The following is an 18,608-nucleotide window of genomic DNA, read 5'->3' as shown; positions in this document are numbered from 1 at the left end:
CAAGATTGCTCAGAGCAACGCCTCGACGGCGCGTCGGATCGCCTGCGGCTTGGTGGTCGGGGCGTAGCGTTCCACGACCTTGCCGCCGCGGTCGACGAGGAACTTGGTGAAGTTCCACTTCACGGCCCGGGTCCCGAGCAGGCCTGGCGCCTGGGCCTTCAGCCAGGTGAAGAGCGGATGGGCGCCGGCGCCGTTCACCTCCACCTTGGTGAACATCGGGAAGCTCCCGTCGAAGGTCAGCTTGCAGAAGTCGGCGATCTCGGCGGCGTCGCCCGGCTCCTGGTCGCCGAACTGGTTGCAGGGGAAGCCCAGCACCGCGAAGCCGCGCGGCGCGTACTCGCGGTGCAGCGCCTCCAGCCCGTCGTATTGGGGCGTGAAGCCGCATTTGCTGGCGGTGTTGACGATCAGCAGCACCTGGCCGCGATGCCGCTCCAGCGGGGTCTCGCGGCCGGCGATGTCCTGGGCCGAGAAGTCATAGATCGTCGTCATCCGTCGCAGTCTCGACCGGATCTGCGGCTCAGACCATGGTGTTCTCGAGGATGGCGGCGCCCTGGCCGTCATTCTCGAAACGGCCCAGGCCGTAGTCGCCCTTGATGGTCGTCCGCTGCATCCGCCGCGCATGCTGCACCGGCGCGCCGCTCACGCAGTGGAGCATGCGCCAGTTGTCCCAGATGAGCATGTCGGTCGGTTTCCACGGGTGGAAATAGCCGTGGGCCTTGCGGAACACCTCCTGGCAGACCTCTTCCAGCAGACGTTCGCCCTCGGGGGTCTCGTCGCCGGAGATCCCTTCCGCCATCCAGGGCGAGACGTGGAAGACCTTGCGGCCGTCATCGCGGGTCCAGACCGCCGGGTGCAGGGCGCGCGACAGTGTCTTGGCGTAGACGTTCATGTCCCAAGCGCTCTGCGGCGTGCGCACGGCGCGGAAGGTCTTTGGCCGGCCGAAGCGCCATTCCTCGTAGACGACGTTGAGCGTGTAGATGATGTCGCGGCCTTCGATCTGGTCGCGAAGCTCGCGCGGGATGGCCTGATAGAGCTCCACGCCGTCGGCGAAGCCGGTCATGCCGCCCTCGGGCGGAATGTCGATGGCGCGCAGCACGCCCGCCCGGTTCAGCTCGTTGTTGTAGCAGTGGTCGAAATGCCAGGGCAGCCACTGCGCCAGCTGCTTGCCCTCCAGTTCGACGAGGATGGCGTTGTCCGGATCGTGGCGCATGTCGATCACGCCCGGCATGGCGTCGGCGTCGACGCGCGCGACGGTCTTCACCGGATGGTCCTTCAGCGGGCCGAAGACGTTGCTGATCGCCAGGTGCATCTGGCCGCTCGGCTCGACGTCCTCGAAGACGATCATCCCGCGGTCCTCGAAGACCTCGTTGATCTGCGCTCGCACTGCCTCGTCGCTGATGTTGTCCAGCGTCGCGCCGGAGATTCGCGCCCCGAAGGCGAGGTCTTCTTGCAGCGCGCTGACCCTGATCGATGCCATCCTGCTTCGCTCCCTGGTTCGGTTGCGCCCCCTGAAGCCGGCGTGGGGTCGCTTGCCTCCGACCACCTGTGTATTACATAGTGATCTGATTGGTTCTTATAGTGATCTTATAATGGGGCGTGGATCGTGGCGGTCAAGCGGAGCCAGAGCGCCTCTCGCGTGCTGTCGGTGCTGGAGCTGATCGCGTCGCGGCAGCCCATCGGCGTCAGCGCGCTGGCCAAGCTGCTCGACGAGGACAAGAGCGCGGTGCAGCGGGCGGTCATGACCCTGGCCGACGCCGGCTGGATCCGCGTCGCGCCGGAGCCGCCGACCCGCTGGGAGCTGACCGCCCGCATCTTCACGATCGCCCACCTGCCTTACAGCGGCAGCGACCTGCGCGATCGCGCCGGCAGGATCCTGGAGGAGCTTCGCGACGCGACCAGCGAAAGCGTCTTCCTGGCGATCCCCGACGTCCGCCGGTTCGTCGTCATCGCCGCGGTTGAGAGCGAGCAGATGCTGCGTATGGCGGTGCGGTTGGGGCAGGTCATTCCGGTGCGCGAGAGCGCGACGGGCCGGACGGTTCTGCCCTATCTCAGCCGCGAGCAGCAGGCCGCCATGCTCGGCGAAGAACCCGATGCGGCGATCCTCGCCGAGTTTGCGGCGACGCGGGGGCGGGGCTACGGCCTCAACGCCGGCGACATCCTGCCGGGGTCGACCAATCTGGCGGCGCCGATCTTCGATGCGGCCGGTCAGCCGATGGCGGCGATCGCCATCTCGGGGCCGTCCGAACGGATCACCGCCGAGCGCCACGCCCAGATCGGCGCCCTGCTTGTCGAGGCGGCGCGCGGGCTCTCGCGAGGCTCGCCGCACCCCGCCCCCTGAGCCGATGAGTCTGCGGGGGCTATGAGCCGGTCGGACTTTTCTCCATCCGGGGCAAGTCTTGTCGCCTTATCAAATATTGCAGATCTGCCAAACTTAGCCTCCAATCGGCTCGCCGACGGCATGCGGGGGGCTTCTGCGATGCGGACGCTAGCAGATCAGCCTCCCTCAACGAGGGTGGGTTCGCCCAGGAGGGTCGTTCTGCGAGCCGCGCCGGAATCCTGTGGGATCTAGAAACCAGAAGGGGACGTCTTCGCCCGTGAGGCGCACATGCTGGGCATCGTGCAAGTGCGCGTAGAATAATGCCGCTATAAACTCATAAAATCTGTCGAGCCGAGCAACTCAAGTTGTCGAGCAGCGACGAAGAGGGAGGATAATCAGATGAAGCGTCCAGCTATTGGGGCGAAGGCCGCGCTGTTTTGCGGGTCGATACTGACGGCTGCGGTGGCGGCCTCTGGAGCGGCGGCGCAAGCCGCCAGCGATTCGAACATCATCCAGGAAGTCGTCGTCACCGCCCAGCGCCGTTCCGAGCGGCTCGAGAGCGTGCCGATGTCGATCACCGCGGTGACGCCGCAGCAGATCGCCAAGTCCGGCATCACCAATATCCACGAACTCAGCCGGGTCACGCCGGGCGTGCAGATCAATCTCGCCGGCGCCTTCACCCAGCCCGCCATTCGCGGGGTCACGACGCTGACCAACGGCACCAACGTGGAGAACAACGTCGCCGTCTATGTCGACGGCTTCTACAATCCCAATTCCAACGACATCAACATGGACCTGGCGAACCTCGCCAGTATTGAAATCCTCAAGGGGCCGCAGGGGACGCTCTATGGCCGGAACGCCACTGGCGGCGCGATCCTGATCAACACCCTCGCCCCTTCGAAAGACTACAGCGGCCGCATCGAGGGCACCTACGCCCGGTTCAACGACCGCCGGGTGAGCGGCTATATCTCGGGACCGATCAGCGACCGGCTGCGTTTCTCGCTGGCCGGCTACACCCGCGACAGCGACGGCTACATCAAGAAGGCCGATCCGGCGAACACCAGCCAGACCAAGGGCCACGCCGCCCCCATCGACCAGCGGTCCGTTCGCTTCAAGCTCGAAGGCGACGTCACCAGCAAGCTGGTGGCGACGCTCGGCCTGAACTACTCGGCGGTCAACGATCCACGCGGCATCCTGTTCTCGGGCTTCGATCATGTGCCGCCGACCATTCCGGCCTCGGTGCGGGCGCCGCGATTCGGCACAGCCGCCTTCAACGGCGTAAACCGGAACCTGGTGATCACCCAGGAGACGACGCTCAAGCTCGCCTACGACACCCCGATCGGAACCCTGACCTCGTACACCGGCTTCCAGCACCGCCACAACAAGAGCGCCTTCGACACCGACGGCACCTATCTGAACAATGTCTACGCGGTGATTTCGCTGCCGCAGGACACCTTCCAGCAGGCGTTCGACTACAACATCACCGCGATCGACAAGCTCGACCTGGTGGTCGGCGGCATGTACTTCCACGACAACATCAAAACCGACGGCGGCAACCAAGTTTACCTTGGCGGCAACCTGTTCAATAAGAACTTCTTCTCGCAGCACACGGAGGCCTTGGCCTTCTACGTCGACGGCACCTATCACATCAGCGACCAGCTGAGCCTCACTCTGGGCGGGCGCTACAGCTACGATGCGAAGCAGTTCGTCTTCCTGCCGATCAGCGCGAACGGCGCGATCACGCCGGTGGCCGCCGGGATTCCACCCTTCACCGTCGACACCCGGTTCAAAACCATCAACCGCAAGTTCACGCCCCGTGCGGTCCTGCGGTACGAGATCGCGCCTCGAACCAACGTCTACGCCTCCTACTCGAAGGGGTTCCGCGCCGGCGCCTTCAACGGGTCCGGCGCGACCGATCCCCGACTGGTCACGCCGACCAAGCCGGAGACGATCACCGCCTATGAGGTCGGCTTCAAGACCGCCCGCTCGTGGGTGCGCTTCGACGCGGCGGCCTTCTACTACGACTACAAGAACCTGAACGTCTCGCTGACCGTGCCGAATCCCTTCTGTCCGAATCCGGCGAACTGCAGCATCACGACCCTGTTCGCGAACGCGCCGCAGGCCAAGATCCACGGCATCGACGGTCAGGTCACCTTCACCCCGGTTGAGAAGCTGAACATACGCATCGGCGGGGCCTGGTTGCGCGCCCGCTACGGGACCTTCACCAACGCCAGCGGCACGGGGGTGAATCCGGTCACCAACCTGAACGTCAGTCCGCAGATCCAGGACTGGTCGGACCAGCAGATGGCGCGCGCGCCCAAGTTCACCGGCAACATCGGCGTCGACTACGAGATCGACAACGTCGTCGGCGGCAAGGTGCTCCTGGCGGGCAACTACAACTACACGGACGGCTACGTCGTGAACAATGCGTCGCTGTACGGTCCGCTTTTCGCCGCGAGCAACCCGACGTTGGCCAAGTCGCAGCGCTTCCGCCAGGGCGCCTATTCCCTGCTGAGCCTGCAGGCGACCTGGAGCGATCCGACCGACCGCTACTGGGTCACGGTCTACGGCAACAACCTGACCGACACGAGCTATCGGATGATTTCCAGCGGCAGCGTCTCCGCCGGCGACTACAGCGTCCCCGGCGAGCCGCGGGTTTATGGGGTCAAGGTGGGTTACAAGTTCTAACACGCGGCGCGGCGAGCGGCTGGTCAGCCTCTCGCCGTGAACGGCTGCGGGTGTGAGATGTTCGCGCCCGCCCTGTCCGCGTTGAAGGATGGCTTCCCTTGATGCACCGGCGCGGCACATCGCAATCCTCTCAATCTCGATCGAGCGGTGAAGATGGCGGCGTCGACGACATGGCGGCGTCGCCTGCGCCCGAGGCGACTGCGGCAGGAACGTCTGGGGCCGGACCGGGGTCGCGCGCGGCGCGCCCGCTGTGGCTGGCGCTGGGGTTCGTCTTCGTCGCACTGGGCTTCGTCGGCGTCCTGTTGCCGCTCGTGCCGACGACGATCTTCCTGATCCTGGCGGCGGCTTGTTTCGCGCGGTCCTCGCCTCGCCTCGAGGCCTGGCTGCTGAACCATCCCCGTTTCGGGCCGACCTTGCGGGCGTGGCGGGACGAGGGGGCGATCAGCCGGCGCGGCAAGGCGCTGGCCTGTGGCGGGATGGCGACCGGCTATCTGCTGTTCTGGCTCGCCGCCCGGCCGAGCCTGATGGTCGCGGTGATCGTCGGCGCGGCGATGGCCGCTTGCGCCGGCTACGTCCTCAGCCGTCCCGCGCCAGGTCGCCGATAGCCGGGCTGGAACCGCCTTCCTTAGGAGGGCGGCGCGTCGGCCGAGGGGGGCAGGCCGACCGGCGTCAGGCCCACGGATGTGAGATGCGCGGCGACGCGGCTCGCCGCCGCCAGGGCGGGCTCCACAGACGGTTCCTGGAGCAGGAGCTCGATCAGAGGGCGCACCTGGTCCACGGGGCGGGTGGCGAGGTCGCGCCACATCGTCAGCAGGACCGCTTCGCTGGCGGTGATGGTCGGGTGGGCCAGGGCGCCGAGCGAGATGGGACAGCGGCGGGCGCAATAGAACTGCAGCATCAGCAGGTGAAAGTCGCTGAGCACCTTCAATCCGGCCATCTTCGAAAAGGCGGGGGCCAGGGCGACCGGCGGGCATCGCCTCTGCTGGGCGGCATGCAGCCAGCCGCGCGTCGCCCACAGGATAAAACGGCTGCCTTCGACCAGGCGATCGGCGGGTCGATCCACGAACTCGTACATCGGCAGGTCTCCCCAACGGCCGGACGGGCAGTATGAGTGCGAATGCGACTTACTCGCAAGACATTCTTCGCGTCAGGACGACGGCGGCTGGGTCTGGTCGCGGCGTAACGGCGAATCGAACGCCTACGCCGCCGAGCGGCTTCCGGCGTCCCAGCCTGAGGATCGTTCGAACGTCCTGGAGAACCCGGTCAGTTCTGTGACGCCCGCGCTGCCCGAAGACGATCTGACGTCCCAGATCATGCATCGGCCGCCCATGACTATTCTTAGCTGACGCAAGCTTGGCGGGTGGGCGAGCTGCTGCTCGAACTTCCGGGCCGCGGCGAGGCTTCGATTTCGCTTGGCTGCATGCTCACGCCCCATCTGCTAGGCGCGTGGTCGATCAACTCGATGCGCGAGCCGCTGCGCGAGGGGAGGATCGTCAAAGGCCAATGCAGCGCTTGACGTTCGTAAGAATAAATTCTCTCCCTAACCAGCGCTAAGGAGGGCGGGCAAATGCCAGATGCGCGCCAGGAACAGGAAGGACGCGCTGAGCGGAACGCTCTAAGCGAGACGTGCCTGGCCATTCTGGAGCAAATGCCGATCGGGGTTGTCGTCGCGGACGTCGCGAGCGGTAGGGTTATCTGGCACAACAAGCTGGCCCAGCGGATCACGGGGTGGGCCTGGACTCCGGTTGCGGGCGCCAGCGATCACGCGGCTCACGAAACGAGGCAAGACGAACACGATATTCGCAAGTATCCGCTCGGTCGCGCTGTGCTCGACGGCGAAGTGGTCGAGCGCCAGCGATCGCCGTATCGCCGCTGGGACGACCGGCTGATAATGCTGGAGACCAGCGGATCGCGCGTAAGCACTCCCGACGGGCGACAGCTGGCAGTCTTCGCTTTTCAAGACGTCACAGCAGAGCACGAGACCCAGCGGGCGCTGCAGGAAGCCGCGGAACGCATTCAGCTTGCGTTGGATGCAGGAGCCATCGTCGGCACCTGGGTCTATGATGCGCTTGAGAACCGCCTCACCGCAGACGAGCTGTGGGCGCGTTCCTTCGGTCTCGATCCTGACCGCTGCGGAAGGGGCCTCACCGGCGAAGAGGCCCTAGCCTCTGTCCACCCGACTGACCGTGCGGGGTTGGAAGCGGCTTTCGCGGTGGCGCTCGCTCGCGGCGGCGCCTACCGTCACCAGTACCGGGTGCTGCACCGTGACGGCGTCTATCGCTGGGTTGAAGCCACCGGTCGAGTCGAGTTGGACGAGACCGGCAAGCCGGTGCGGTTTCCCGGCGTGCTCGTCGACATCACCGCATGGAAGCAGGCTGAAGAGGCCCGCGACATGCTGATGCGGGAGGTGGATCACCGGGCGCGCAATGCTCTTGCCATGGTTCAGTCAGTCGTCCGTCTCACGGAAGCTTCCGACCCAGCTCGTTATCGCGAGGAGGTCATCGGCCGCGTCGACGCTATGGCCCGGGCGCAGAGCTCTCTGTCGCGCAGCAATTGGGCGGGCGGCGGGCTGGAAGACCTGACGCGCGCGGAGCTCTCGTCATATGCGTCGCCGCAGCAGTTCACCCTCGAGGGGCCAAAGATCACCTTGCCTGCCGAGCAGGTGCAGCCGCTGAACATGATAATACATGAGCTGACCACCAATGCGGTGAAGTACGGATCGCTCTCCGACGCGGCAGGAAAGGTGGAAGTCTCCTGCAAGGTCGGCCCGGGCGGGGAAGGCCAACTCACTTGGCGCGAGGGCAGCGGTCCGCCGGTCAAGACGCCCGAGCGCAAAGGGTTTGGATCGCGCCTCATGGAGCGCCTGGCCACCCAGTTAGGCGGCTCAATCGAAATGGACTGGCAGGTCACGGGCCTGGTGGCGACATTGACGTGGCGTATTTAGGGCGTGCGGCAGCGAAGCAGCAGACGCGCAGCTGGCGACACTCGCTCTCGTGAGTAGGCCGCCTGGCCGGCTCGGCCGGGAATCTCATGGCCAGCTGGCGTTTTGACCGCCTTTCCCTGGTGGGAGTTCACCTCCGCGCGGTTGGATCTCGCCGCCGCCGATCGGGCGACGGGAGCGCTTTCATTCGGACTTGACGGTGCGCCCACGCGCTAACCAAATGGTTAGCGAGAACGAGGTTGGGAGGAGAAGCACATGGCGGATTCAGCGGCCCTGGAGGATGAGGCCCGGCTCGATTTGAGTGACGTCGAATGGCGCTTGGGCCAGCTGGTGGGCGGCGGACAGTTGCTCGACCCGTGCTCATCGAGCGACATCCGGCGCTGGGTGATGGCGATGGATTATCCCAATCCCATCCATTGGGACGAGCCGTTCGCCCGCGCGTCCGAGTTCGGCGGCCTCGTCGCCCCGCAGTCGATCGCCGTCTGTCTCGACTACGGACACGGCTGTCAGCCGGCCGTCGTCGGTCATATCGCCGGGAGTCACCTGATCTTCGGCGGGGAGGAATGGTGGCACTACGGGTACCGGATCCGCCCCGGCGACCAGCTGTTCCAGGAGCGGCGGTTTCACGATTACAAGATCGCAGACACCAAGTTCGCGGGCCCGACGATGTTCTCGCGGGGCGACACGATCCACCGCAATCAGCACGGCACGGTCGTGGCCAAGGCCCGCTCCACCGGCATCCGGTACCTGGCCGCCGAGGCGGAGAAGCGCGGCCTGTACCAGAAGAAGCTGCCGCCGAAGCCGAAGTGGACGGCCGAGCAATACGCTGAAATCGACCAGGTCCGCCTGGCCTGGATTCTCTCGAACCGAGAAGGGATTTCCCCGATCTTTGGCGAGGTGCAGGTCGGCCAACGCCTGCCGCGCCGGGTGATCGGGCCGCATTCGATCGCCAGCTTCGCCACTGAGTATCGCGCCTTCCTGTTCAACACCTGGGGCGCCTGCCGGACCGTCGCGCCCGAGGGGGTGAAGGATCCTTGGGTCGACCAGGATCCGGGTTGGGTGGCAGGCTTCGGCTTCGACAAGGAGCGGGCGAAGATCGATCCGCGTGCTGGCGATGGCCTGTACGTCGGACCGTCGCGCGGACACATCGACGATGAAAAGGCCGGCGAGGTCGGCATGGCGCGCGCGTACGGCTATGGCGCAACGATGCAGGCCTGGGTGACGGACTACATCGCCTACTGGGCGGGTCACCAAGGCTTCGTGCGGCACGTCAAATCGGACTTTCGAGGTCCCGCGTTCGAGGGCGACGTGACTTATTTCGACGGCGAGATCGTGGAGAAGACGGCCGAGACCGCCTGGGGTGTTCCGCTGGTCACGATCAAGGCCAGGCTCACGAACCAGAATGGCGGAGTCCTCGTCGACACGACGGCCGAGGTGGAGCTGCCACTAGGCTGACCTGGTCATTGGGCGAGCGCCCCGCGGCCGGTGGCCATCTACAGAGACGGCGGTTGGATGTCGTTCGACGCCGTGAGGTCGCGGTGCTAGTTCTCCGCGCGAGAGCAGCGCCGGTGTTGCGCGAACTGGGCGCGTCATGAAGCCATTGCAAGTCGACCGGGAACGCGTGCGCCAAGCGTTCTCAGCCGCGGACGCCTATGATCAGCACGCCCATGTTCAACGGCTTGCGGCGCGGCGCCTTGCGGATCAGGTCGCCGCGCTGGGCCTCGGCGACGGCTCGGCCATCTGCGAGATCGGCTGCGGAACAGGCTTCCTGAGCGAAGAGCTGGCACGGCGGATCTCGGGCGCTCGTCTGCTGGTGTCCGACATCTCTCCGGAAATGCTCGCAAGAGCTCGCCGAAGGCTCGGCGAGCACGATCGTTTCGAATTCGAGGTCATCGATGGAGAGCGGCCGGAGCCTCTACACCGCAGGGGCTTGTTCGACGTGATCTGCTCGAATTTCGCCGTGCAATGGTTCTCCGACCTCGGCCGCGCCATCGACGGCCTCCTCAGCTGCGTAAAGCCCGGGGGGCATGTCCTAGTCACGACCTTGACCGCGGAGACCTTTTCCGAATGGCGGCGCGCGCACGGCAGGATTGGCCTCGAGGCGGGAACCCCCGAGTATCCTCGCCTCGAAGAGCTGCAAGCGATGGCGCCCGCGCAGGCCACCGCCCAGGTCGAGGGAGTCACCTATCTGGATAGGTACGCGTCCGGCCGCGCCTTCGTCGAATCGCTCCGTGCGATCGGCGCCGACACGCCGTCTCGAACGCATCGTCCCGTGTCGTTCGGGCAAATGCGTCGCGTGTTCCGGGAGTTCGAAGTGGATGGGGCGCAGGTCACCTACGAGGTGGCCTTCTGTCGTTTCCGCCGCAACGACAGCTGAGAGGCGCGGCGAGGTCCACAACCTCGCCCATCCCTATGGCGCGGGGAATGTACGAGACGATCCTTTTTAACGCGTCCCAGGATCAGCTGATGGCGGTCGCACCAGCCCGCGCGGCTGCACCACGCCCAGATCGAGATGGGTGATCAGCCCAGGCTTGGCGTCGCAGACGTGCGGGACGGCGGTGCAGCCGAGCAGCGCGGTCCAGGTGATGCCCAGGAAGGGGTGGCGACCATCGGGCGCCGCGCTGGCCATGAGGGTCGCCTCCAGCGGCGGATCGCCCTCGATCACGATGCGGTGGCGACTGTCGCCGAGATTCCAGGCGGGCTCCATGTCGTCGCCCATCATGTAGTAGAGGTGATAGACAACGAGAGGGGCGCCGTCCGCCCAGGCCGTCCATTCCCAATGCTGGCCCGCGACCGTTCCGGCCCGAATGACGCCGCCGGGGTAGGGGATGTCGTTCTTGGCCGTGGCGACCTCGTGCTTCTCCGTCAGGTCCTCGATCGTCCTGCCCAGCCCTTCCACGAGCAGAGACATGGATTGAGCGAAGGAAATCGCCGCTCCCTCCATGCAGTTCGGCTGGGCGCTGAGCTCGTCCGGATCGAGCCCGAAGCCCATGAACTGGATATAGACGGAGGGATTTCGCAGCTTGTCGGCGATCTCGTAGACCTGGATGCGATCGATCCTGTTCATGAGGCGCGTCAGCGTGAGCGGCAGAATATCGCCGACGAATCCGGGGTGGATGCCGCAGCCGTGGAATGATGTTCCGCCGTCCCTGCAGGCCGCCTCGATCCTGTCGATGTCGGCGCGAAAGTGCTCCGTCGGATAGAACGGACCCAGCGTCGAGACGACGTTCTTGCCCGACCGAAGGAGCCGGCAGACCATGTCGATATCCTGCACGAGCGGCGCGAAATGCACGCAGTCGGCGTCCAGGGCGATGATCTTCTCGACATCGTCGGTGGCGATCACGCCGGTCGCGGGAAGACCCGCGATCTCGCCCGCATCCTTGCCGACTTTTTCGGGATTCGTGACCAGCACGCCGACCAGTTCGAAGGCCGGATTCTCCGCGAAATGCCGAAGCGAGACCTTGCCGACCGTCCCGGTGGCCCATTGGATAACGCGATATGTCTGCTTGTCGGACATGAAATGCGGCGCCTTCTTCAAGTCATTGCGAGGCTGATGCTGAATCTGGGAACGTCTTCGCCGTCACGGCGCGAGGTCAGATGACCGCTCGGATCTGTCCGCCGTCGACGCGATAATTCGAGCCCGTAACGAAGCCTGACCGCGGACTGGCAAGCATGCAGGCGACCAGCGCGACATCCTCTGCGCTCCCGAGCCGGCCGACGGGAGGCAGGTCGAAAACCTTGTCGGCCGCCATGCGGTTCGCGATCTCTTCGGCGGTCATGTTGCTGTCGCCGTATGTTTCGCGCCCCCACCGGATCAGGCCGTCCATCATGATGATCCCCGGCGTGACGGTGTTGACCGTGACGCCGACGCCCTTCAGCGAGCCCGCCAGGCTGACGGTGAAATTGTTCAGCGCCGCCTTCGCGCCGGAATAGTCGGCGCCCAGATTGTTCGGCTGGATGGCGACCGCGCTCGAGATCTGGATGACCCGTCCCCACTTGGCGGCGACCATGTCCGGCACGGCGTGCAGGCACATCCGCACCGAGGAGAGCGTGTTCGCCTGATAGTTCGAGATCCACTCAGATGCGGTCACGTCGAGCGGTGGACGTGTATCGCTTCCTGTTGCTCCGCCCCCGGCATTGTTGACCAGGATCTCGATGCTTCCGCCGAGCGCGGCCTGCGCCTCGGCATGGACGGCGGCGGCGCCTTCGTCCGTCGACAGCTCGCCGATGGCGACGCCCGCAGCCTTGATGTCCGCCGCGACCTTCTCGGCCCGTTCGCGGTTCCGACCATGGACAACCACCGCGCAGCCTTCCTGGGCCAGCATGCGAGCGATGCCCTCGCCGATCCCGCTGCTGCTGCCTGTGACGAGCGCGCGCCGGCCTGTGAGCTTAAGATCCACGCCGTCCTCCACCTGTTGTTCGTGCGCCACGCCCAAGCGCCGGCGCACACGTCTGTCGTTGACCTGCTGATCGCACGCGCGGATTGGGCGGTAACCTCCCATATGGGAGGTCGAGGTGAGGGGCGGCGACGCTCGTAAAGGTGGCATGGTCATCGGCGTGCCTAGATCGGCCCGCCTGCGGCCGCTCAGCTCATATACCAGCCCCTGGGGCCGAGCGTCCGCGCCAGCCTCGCCGCCTCCTTTGCGCCGGCCGCGTCCGAGATGTCGACGGGCACGACAAGCGCGCGCCGGCCCATCGCCTCGATGGCCCGCGCGATATCCACGGCCTCCTGACTCGTCCTGCGGCATCCGACGGCGATGTCGACGCTGGCGCCGGCCAGGGCGAGCGCGATCTCGCGACCAATGCCGCGCGAGGCGCCGGTCACGAAGGCAAACTTGCCGGTCAGGTCATCCATTCCATAGCTCCTGTTCCCCGCTCGGTGGAGCTCAGGCGGCCGGCGTCAAAAGGGCCGCATTGGCATACGCATCCCGGATGTCCAGGTCCGCGGCGTACTGCTGAGCATACCCGAGGTCGGTGATGCTCACTCTTTGCAAGGTGCGCTTGTCGGCCGAAATCCGTCCCCGGGCATGCTGGACGGCCAGATTGTCCCACAGGACGAGATCGCCTGGATACCAAGCGTGTTCGTATACGTCGTCGCGGACGTAGAGCGCAGAATGCAGCTCCTGAAGCAACGCGTCGCTTTCCGCGGGCGAAAGGCCGATGATCAGGGGCGTCATGTTCTCATTGACGAAGAGGTAGGGGCGTCCCGTTCCCTCCTGTTGGCGAACGACTGAGTGCACGGTGCACAGATCGCCGGGCTGCAGGTCGGCGAGCTGATTGGAGCGGTCGGAGAACCGCTGCTTGACCTGCAGCGCGTTCAGCCCGGAGATGCGCTCGCGCAACGCCGGCGAGAGCCGTTCGTAGGCCCTGAAGCCACTGACGAACTGGGTCGAGGTGGCTCCCGGAACCACGTCGATCGCGTGCAATGCGGCGGCGAGGTAGGGCTTCGGCAAGTAGGGCACGTCGTTGTGCCACTGCAGTTCCAGGACGCCCAGGTGGCCGTCTTCTCGGGCGTTTGAGACGTAGAAGTTCTCGTACGGGCTATCGAGCACCGGGCCGAAGATGCGGCAGAACTCGCACTGCGCCTCCATGCTGAGGTCGAGGCCGCGGAACACGAGCAAGCCATCGCGTGCGTACAGCCTGCGCAGTTCTTCCTTGTTCGCCGCTGTCACTGCGCTCGAGGGGTCGATCGCCACCTCCACCCCAAACGGCGCGAGAGATGTGTGGGTGATGCGAGCGCCCATCTTCAGTCCTCCCGGCACGGCGATCCTGGTGTCCGGCCGCCGCGCGATGCTTACCAACATATATAGCATCTATTTGGACGCAACAGGAGTGAGAGGCGCGGGCCGCATCGGTGGCTATTGCCTCGACCGGATCGGGCGACGCCCATTAGAATTTTTGCGATTGCTAGGCGACGCCGAGTCTGGGCGGCAGCGCTGGCTGGGGATGGTGGGAGACGATGTGCGAATGGGCGTGAAGCGACGAATGGGGCCGCAGAACTCGACCAGCCGTGACGTCATTTTCGATGCGGTGGAGCGTGTGCTGCAGAAGGAGGGCTACATCGCCCTGACAGCGCGCCGCGTAGCCGAAGAAGCCGGCTTCAATCACCAGACCGTCTACTACTACTTCGAGACCATGGAGGAGCTGATCCTCGGCGCCTTCCGGCGGCGCTCCGAGGGCAGCTTGAAGCGCCTCGAAGCCGCCTTGGCCGCGGATCGGCCGCTCCACGCGATCTGGGCGATCTATAGCGACCCCTCGAACGGTCGGCTGAACATCGAGTTCAATGCGCTCGCCATGCGCAATGAGCCCCTCAGACTGGAGATCACCCAGTACCTCGAGCGCTCTCGCTCGATGCAGGAGGCGGCGCTCGCGCCGCTGCTCAAGGAGCTTGGGTTGCCGGACGCCGTCGGACCAATGGTGCCGGGGATGCTCATCCTGTTCGTCGCGAACTTCCTTGATCGCGAAGCGGCCCTGGGAGTCACCAAGGGGCACGGCGAGATGGAGGCCTTCGTCGACTGGTGCCTGGGCCGCTTCGAGCTGAGGCAGAACTCGGCCGAGGCTGTCACTCAACCCCTCTGAGGAGCGCCGAGCCGGTCTCGGGTACGCCGCTCTGACGATCCCAGGGCCACAAACCGCCTTGTGACCTCCACGCGGCGGTTGCTATAAAGAGTGGTAAGCAAGCGGTCGGCGTCGGATGATCGTCGACGATAGGCAAGGCCTCAGATGCGTCGAGGCGGGGCTTTGGCCCTGGCAGCGGCGGCGTCCGACCTAGGTGGAGGAGCGGCAGCCATGTCCCTAGCTCTCGACGTCCCGGCGACTTCGGTCTTGCTGCCGCCGGATAGGCCAGGCGCCTGGCTCGACAACGGTTACGAGCCGCTGCTGGCGATGAGCTGGCGTGACTGTGAAGACATCCAACTCCAGGTGCTCAAGCGACGCTTCGGGGAGATGAAGGGGCAGGTTCAGGCGCTCGAGCGGCTCGCCAAGCGCCAGGGCGTCACCAGCGTCGAGTCGGTGGAGGACGTGCTGCCGCTGCTCTTCGACCATCGGGTCTACAAGAGCTATCCGCTGAGCCTGATCGAAACCCGCGACTTCCCGAAGCTCAACGCCTGGCTCGACCGGCTGACGACACACGACCTGTCGAAGGTCGACCTCTCAGGCCTCATCATGATCGACGACTGGCTGACCCGCCTCGACGAGGCCGGCATGCTCATCGGTACGTCCTCCGGCACCACGGGCAAGCTCAGCTTCGTGCCGCGCTCCAAGGTCGAGCTTCCGGCCTGGACGCGCTCGTACAACGAGGCGAGCCGCGCGACGAGCGGGGTCGATCCCTACACCGACCACGTCGACACCTTCTTCCCCGGCTATCGGGGCGGGCATCACATGCTGATGAAGATGTTGAGCCTCTTCAACATCCCGGCGGCCGGTGGTCCCGAGCACTATCACACCCTCTACCAGACCCACATCTCGGTGGACCTGATGTCGCTGGCGGCGCGTATGCAGGTGGCCGAGGACCGCGGCGAACTCGACAAGCTCGGCCTCGAACCCGCGCTGCTGAAAGCCCGAGAGGAGATGATCGCGCAGGCAAAGCGGCGCGACCAGGACATCGAAGCCTGGTTCTTCAAGCTGTTCGAAGAATTCCGGGGCAAGCGCGTCAAGCTCGGCGGCAGCTTCGGCGATCTTGTGAAGACCGCCCGCAGCGGCATCGAGAAGGGCCTGAGGCCTGGGTTCGCGCCGGACTCCTTCATCATGACCGGCGGCGGCATGAAGGGCCTCAAGGACGCGCCGCAGGACTGGGAAGGCTATGTGAAGGACTACTTCGGGATCGAGAAGATCGGCATGGTCTACGGCATGTCTGAGGTGATGGGCATGTCGCCACGCTGCTCGCACGGCCACTTCCACATCATGCCGCACACCATACCGATCCTGTTCGACCGGGACATGAAGATGCGGCCGCGTGAAGGCGTGCAGACCGGCCGCTACGCCTTCTTCGACCTGCTGCCCGAGACCTACTGGGGCGGCTTCATCTCCGGCGACCAGGTCACCATCCACTGGGAAGAGGACTGTCCCTGCGGCTGGAAGGGCCCGCGGGTCGGCCCGGTGATCACGCGCTTCGCGGAGATGGAAGGCGGCGACGACAAGATCACCTGTGCAGGCACGGCCCAAGCCTACAATGAATTCATGGACTTCGTTTCGCAGGGATGACGATGAGCGCCATCTACGACATCCCGATCATCTCGCGCGGTCGCATCATCGAGCCGGGCGACGATGCGGTGGAGTTCAAGGGCCGGGGCGGCGCCAGCTTCCGCGCGCCAGATCCCCACAAGCACATCCACGACCTTGTGCTTGGCAATCCGGTCCTGCTCAGCGATCTGAACGATACGCCGGTGCGTGTAATCGTCGACTTCCTGGCGGAAGCCGGCAAGCGGCTGCGCCTCGAGGATAACCGGTATCTGCAGGAGTCGTTCTCGCTCGCGCTGCGGGCGGGGGGGCTGGACGAGCCGATCCTGCGCGGCGTCTATGACAGCCTGCCCGCCATGTTCGAGCGGCGCGGCCTGACCGAGCTGGCGGACAGGACCATTGGCATCAACTACCTCGACGGCTGGGTGGCGGCGCCCGCGCCCCACGCGAACGCGCGCGTGCGCGCAGTCGGCACGCGGCAGTTGCACATCACCGCCGGGAACGTGCCCGTGGTGGCCGCGCTGACCATCGTGCGGGCCGCGCTCACCAAATCCGACTGCCTGATCAAGTCGCCCTCAAACGACCCGCTGACGGCCACCGCGATCGCCCGGACGCTGATCGAGCTGGATGCGAACCACCCGGTAACCAGGCATATCGCCGTCGCCTATTGGAAAGGCGGCGACGACTTCATGGACTCGCAGATCGTCCGGACATCCCGGATCGACAAGATCACGGCCTGGGGCGGGATGTCTTCGGTCAAGCACGTCCAGAAATTCCTGACGCCGGGCATCGACCTGACCGCGCTCAATCCGAAGTACTCCATGTCCGTCATCGGCAAGGAGGCGCTCGGGACCGACGCGGCGATGGACGAGGCGGCCCTCGGCGTGGCGGTGATCTCCGGCTTCTACAATCAGACGGCCTGCGCCAACACGCGCGTCGTCTATATCGAGAGCGAGACTGACGACGAGTCCCTGGAGCGGGTCGTCGAGTTCGGCCGCAAGATCGTTGCGGCCTACAAGACGCTGCCGTCCGTGATGTCCACGTCCGCCGCGGCGCCGAATGGCGATCTCGAGGCCGAGTTGGAGGCCGCGGCGCTCGAGGAGGATTTCTACCACGTCGAGGGCGACACGGTTCACGGCGGCGTCGTGGTCTCGCGCTTTCCGGACCGGGTCGACTTCTACGACCGGCTCAACAACCGCGTCGTCAACATCGTACCGATCGCGAACCTGCTCGACATCGTCAAGTGGTGCGACGACACGACCCAGACCGTCGGCGTCTATCCGGAGGCCTTGCGCGACCGGCTCCTCGACCCGCTTTCGCTGGCCGGCGTCCAGCGGCTGGTCGCCCTCCAGGGCGGCGACGCGATGCGGCTCTTCCACGAGATGCACACCCTGCCGCCGGGCATGCCGCATGACGGCATCGAGCCGCTGCGGCGCAACGTCCGTTGGGTGATCGATCACCGCGCGCCCGTCGCCGCGGTCTCTGTCGGCATGGCGGCCGAGTAATCGCGGACGGACCCTCGTCCCAAGGGGCGCGCATGAGAAAACGCGAGCCAAGTTTGGACGCAAGAGAGCATGGAGATGCAGATGCAGGGAAAGCCCCTTGAAGGGAAGGTCGCGCTGGTCACGGGCGCCGGACGTGGCATCGGGCGGGAGATCGCCCTTCGCTTGGCGCGCGACGGGGCCACGATCATCGCCCACTACGCTCACAGCAACGCTGGCGCGGACGAGACGGTGAGCGAGATCGAGGCCGGCGGCGGCCGCGCCATCGCCTATCAGGCGGACATCGCGAAACGTCCTGAAGTCGTCGCGATGTTCGAACGGATCGATCGCGATCCCGGCCGCCTCGATATCGTCGTGAACAACTCGGGCGTGCAGGCGGGCGGTCCCCTCGCCGAGCTTCGCGACGAGGACGTCGACTACGTGTTCGGCGTCAACGTGTTCGGCCCGCTCTACATCGCCAGCGAGGCGGCCAAGCGCCTCCCCGACGGCGGACGGATCATCAATTTCGCCTCGACCCTTGCGAAGTATCCAGTGGCGGGCTCAGGGCTTTATTCGGCGGCGAAATGCGCCGTCCAGAGCTTCACGGAAAGCTGGGCCCGCGAACTCGGCGCGCACAACATCACCGTCAATACTGTGATCCCCGGCGCGACCAGTCCCGGGATGATGGACGCCTCGCCTGAATACCGCGGCTTCTTCGAGAACGCCTCGCCGTTCAAGCGCATCGGCCGGGCCGACGAGATCGCCGCGGTCGTCGCCTTCTTCGCCTCACCGGAGGCCAGCTGGGTTTCGGGGACGCACATCGTCGCGAACGGGGCGGCGAATACCTGAGGTCCGCGCCCGCTCGACCGGCCGCGAACTGTGGACGGAGCAAGCGCCCGCCAGCGGCGCGCCGCTAGCGAGGCGACGATCCGATGCGGCGCAAGGTGGCCGAACCGCATCCTGTTCCAAGTCTGAGCAATCGGAGTAGACAGCAAGAGGCGTT

General features: G+C 65.7%; 18 protein-coding genes. 11 read left to right on the top strand and 7 right to left on the bottom strand.

The window, feature by feature from the left end:
• Positions 1–9 precede the first annotated feature (9 nt).
• The gene (locus tag ACSQ2B_RS06775; RefSeq protein WP_436048452.1) at positions 10–489 is read right to left on the bottom strand and encodes a glutathione peroxidase; all 480 of its coding nucleotides are present in this window, start codon (positions 487–489) and stop codon (positions 10–12) included.
• Positions 490–517: 28 nt separating this feature from the next.
• A complete protein-coding gene (locus tag ACSQ2B_RS06770; protein WP_436048450.1) occupies positions 518–1,477 on the bottom strand; it encodes a TauD/TfdA dioxygenase family protein in 960 nt (319 codons plus the stop codon).
• A 126-nt stretch (positions 1,478–1,603) separates the two neighbouring features.
• On the opposite strand from ACSQ2B_RS06770, the gene ACSQ2B_RS06765 reads away from it, so the two are divergent.
• The 3 genes from ACSQ2B_RS06765 to ACSQ2B_RS06755 all read left to right on the top strand — a co-directional run bounded on the left by ACSQ2B_RS06765 (position 1,604) and on the right by ACSQ2B_RS06755 (position 5,610).
• Positions 1,604–2,338 (top strand): IclR family transcriptional regulator, encoded by a 735-nt coding sequence (locus tag ACSQ2B_RS06765; protein WP_436048448.1) that lies wholly within the window; start codon positions 1,604–1,606, stop codon positions 2,336–2,338.
• A 378-nt stretch (positions 2,339–2,716) separates the two neighbouring features.
• Positions 2,717–5,005, top strand: a complete 2,289-nt coding sequence (locus tag ACSQ2B_RS06760) for a TonB-dependent receptor (protein WP_436048447.1) — start codon at positions 2,717–2,719, stop codon at positions 5,003–5,005.
• A 170-nt stretch (positions 5,006–5,175) separates the two neighbouring features.
• The gene (locus ACSQ2B_RS06755; protein WP_436048445.1) at positions 5,176–5,610 is read left to right on the top strand and encodes a YbaN family protein; all 435 of its coding nucleotides are present in this window, start codon (positions 5,176–5,178) and stop codon (positions 5,608–5,610) included.
• A gap of 20 nt (positions 5,611–5,630) precedes the next feature.
• Here the strand turns inward: ACSQ2B_RS06755 and ACSQ2B_RS06750 are convergent, their stop codons facing one another.
• Positions 5,631–6,080 carry a hypothetical protein gene (locus ACSQ2B_RS06750; protein WP_436048443.1) on the bottom strand — a complete coding sequence of 150 codons (450 nt, stop codon included), beginning with the start codon at positions 6,078–6,080 and terminating at the stop codon, positions 5,631–5,633.
• A 285-nt stretch (positions 6,081–6,365) separates the two neighbouring features.
• Between ACSQ2B_RS06750 and ACSQ2B_RS06745 the strand changes: the two genes are divergently transcribed.
• The 4 genes from ACSQ2B_RS06745 to ACSQ2B_RS06730 all read left to right on the top strand — a co-directional run bounded on the left by ACSQ2B_RS06745 (position 6,366) and on the right by ACSQ2B_RS06730 (position 10,323).
• A complete protein-coding gene (locus tag ACSQ2B_RS06745) occupies positions 6,366–6,521 on the top strand; it encodes a hypothetical protein (protein ID WP_436048441.1) in 156 nt (51 codons plus the stop codon).
• Between the two features lie 51 nt (positions 6,522–6,572).
• Positions 6,573–7,949 (top strand): sensor histidine kinase, encoded by a 1,377-nt coding sequence (locus ACSQ2B_RS06740; RefSeq protein ID WP_436048440.1) that lies wholly within the window; start codon positions 6,573–6,575, stop codon positions 7,947–7,949.
• 252 nt (positions 7,950–8,201) lie between these two features.
• The gene (locus ACSQ2B_RS06735) at positions 8,202–9,401 is read left to right on the top strand and encodes an FAS1-like dehydratase domain-containing protein (RefSeq protein WP_436048438.1); all 1,200 of its coding nucleotides are present in this window, start codon (positions 8,202–8,204) and stop codon (positions 9,399–9,401) included.
• Positions 9,402–9,537: 136 nt separating this feature from the next.
• Positions 9,538–10,323, top strand: a complete 786-nt coding sequence (locus ACSQ2B_RS06730) for a methyltransferase (RefSeq protein ID WP_436048436.1) — start codon at positions 9,538–9,540, stop codon at positions 10,321–10,323.
• A 66-nt stretch (positions 10,324–10,389) separates the two neighbouring features.
• On the opposite strand, the gene ACSQ2B_RS06725 is transcribed toward ACSQ2B_RS06730, so the two are convergent.
• The 4 genes from ACSQ2B_RS06725 to ACSQ2B_RS06710 form a co-directional block, all read right to left on the bottom strand.
• A complete protein-coding gene (locus ACSQ2B_RS06725) occupies positions 10,390–11,463 on the bottom strand; it encodes an NAD(P)H-dependent amine dehydrogenase family protein (RefSeq protein ID WP_436048434.1) in 1,074 nt (357 codons plus the stop codon).
• A gap of 76 nt (positions 11,464–11,539) precedes the next feature.
• Positions 11,540–12,376 carry an SDR family NAD(P)-dependent oxidoreductase gene (locus tag ACSQ2B_RS06720; protein WP_436048433.1) on the bottom strand — a complete coding sequence of 279 codons (837 nt, stop codon included), beginning with the start codon at positions 12,374–12,376 and terminating at the stop codon, positions 11,540–11,542.
• A 155-nt stretch (positions 12,377–12,531) separates the two neighbouring features.
• Positions 12,532–12,801: an SDR family NAD(P)-dependent oxidoreductase gene (locus ACSQ2B_RS06715; protein WP_436048431.1), complete on the bottom strand. Its 270-nt coding sequence runs from the start codon at positions 12,799–12,801 to the stop codon at positions 12,532–12,534.
• Between the two features lie 31 nt (positions 12,802–12,832).
• A complete protein-coding gene (locus ACSQ2B_RS06710) occupies positions 12,833–13,690 on the bottom strand; it encodes a TauD/TfdA dioxygenase family protein (protein WP_436048430.1) in 858 nt (285 codons plus the stop codon).
• Here ACSQ2B_RS06710 and ACSQ2B_RS06705 point away from each other — a divergent pair.
• The 4 genes from ACSQ2B_RS06705 (at position 13,677) to ACSQ2B_RS06690 (ending at position 18,454) form a co-directional block, all read left to right on the top strand.
• A complete protein-coding gene (locus ACSQ2B_RS06705) occupies positions 13,677–14,525 on the top strand; it encodes a TetR/AcrR family transcriptional regulator (RefSeq protein ID WP_436048428.1) in 849 nt (282 codons plus the stop codon). The genes ACSQ2B_RS06710 and ACSQ2B_RS06705 overlap by 14 nt on opposite strands.
• 210 nt (positions 14,526–14,735) lie before the next feature.
• A complete protein-coding gene (locus tag ACSQ2B_RS06700) occupies positions 14,736–16,148 on the top strand; it encodes a hypothetical protein (RefSeq protein WP_436048426.1) in 1,413 nt (470 codons plus the stop codon).
• A 2-nt stretch (positions 16,149–16,150) separates the two neighbouring features.
• A complete protein-coding gene (locus ACSQ2B_RS06695; RefSeq protein WP_436048424.1) occupies positions 16,151–17,629 on the top strand; it encodes an aldehyde dehydrogenase family protein in 1,479 nt (492 codons plus the stop codon).
• Between the two features lie 81 nt (positions 17,630–17,710).
• Positions 17,711–18,454 (top strand): SDR family oxidoreductase, encoded by a 744-nt coding sequence (locus ACSQ2B_RS06690; protein WP_436048423.1) that lies wholly within the window; start codon positions 17,711–17,713, stop codon positions 18,452–18,454.
• Positions 18,455–18,608: the final 154 nt, after the last annotated feature.

The organism is Phenylobacterium sp. LjRoot225, assembly GCF_964252855.1.
Classification (GTDB): domain Bacteria; phylum Pseudomonadota; class Alphaproteobacteria; order Caulobacterales; family Caulobacteraceae; genus Phenylobacterium.
Note: the sequence above shows the minus strand (reverse complement) of the source record. Positions and strands in the feature narration are given on the sequence as shown.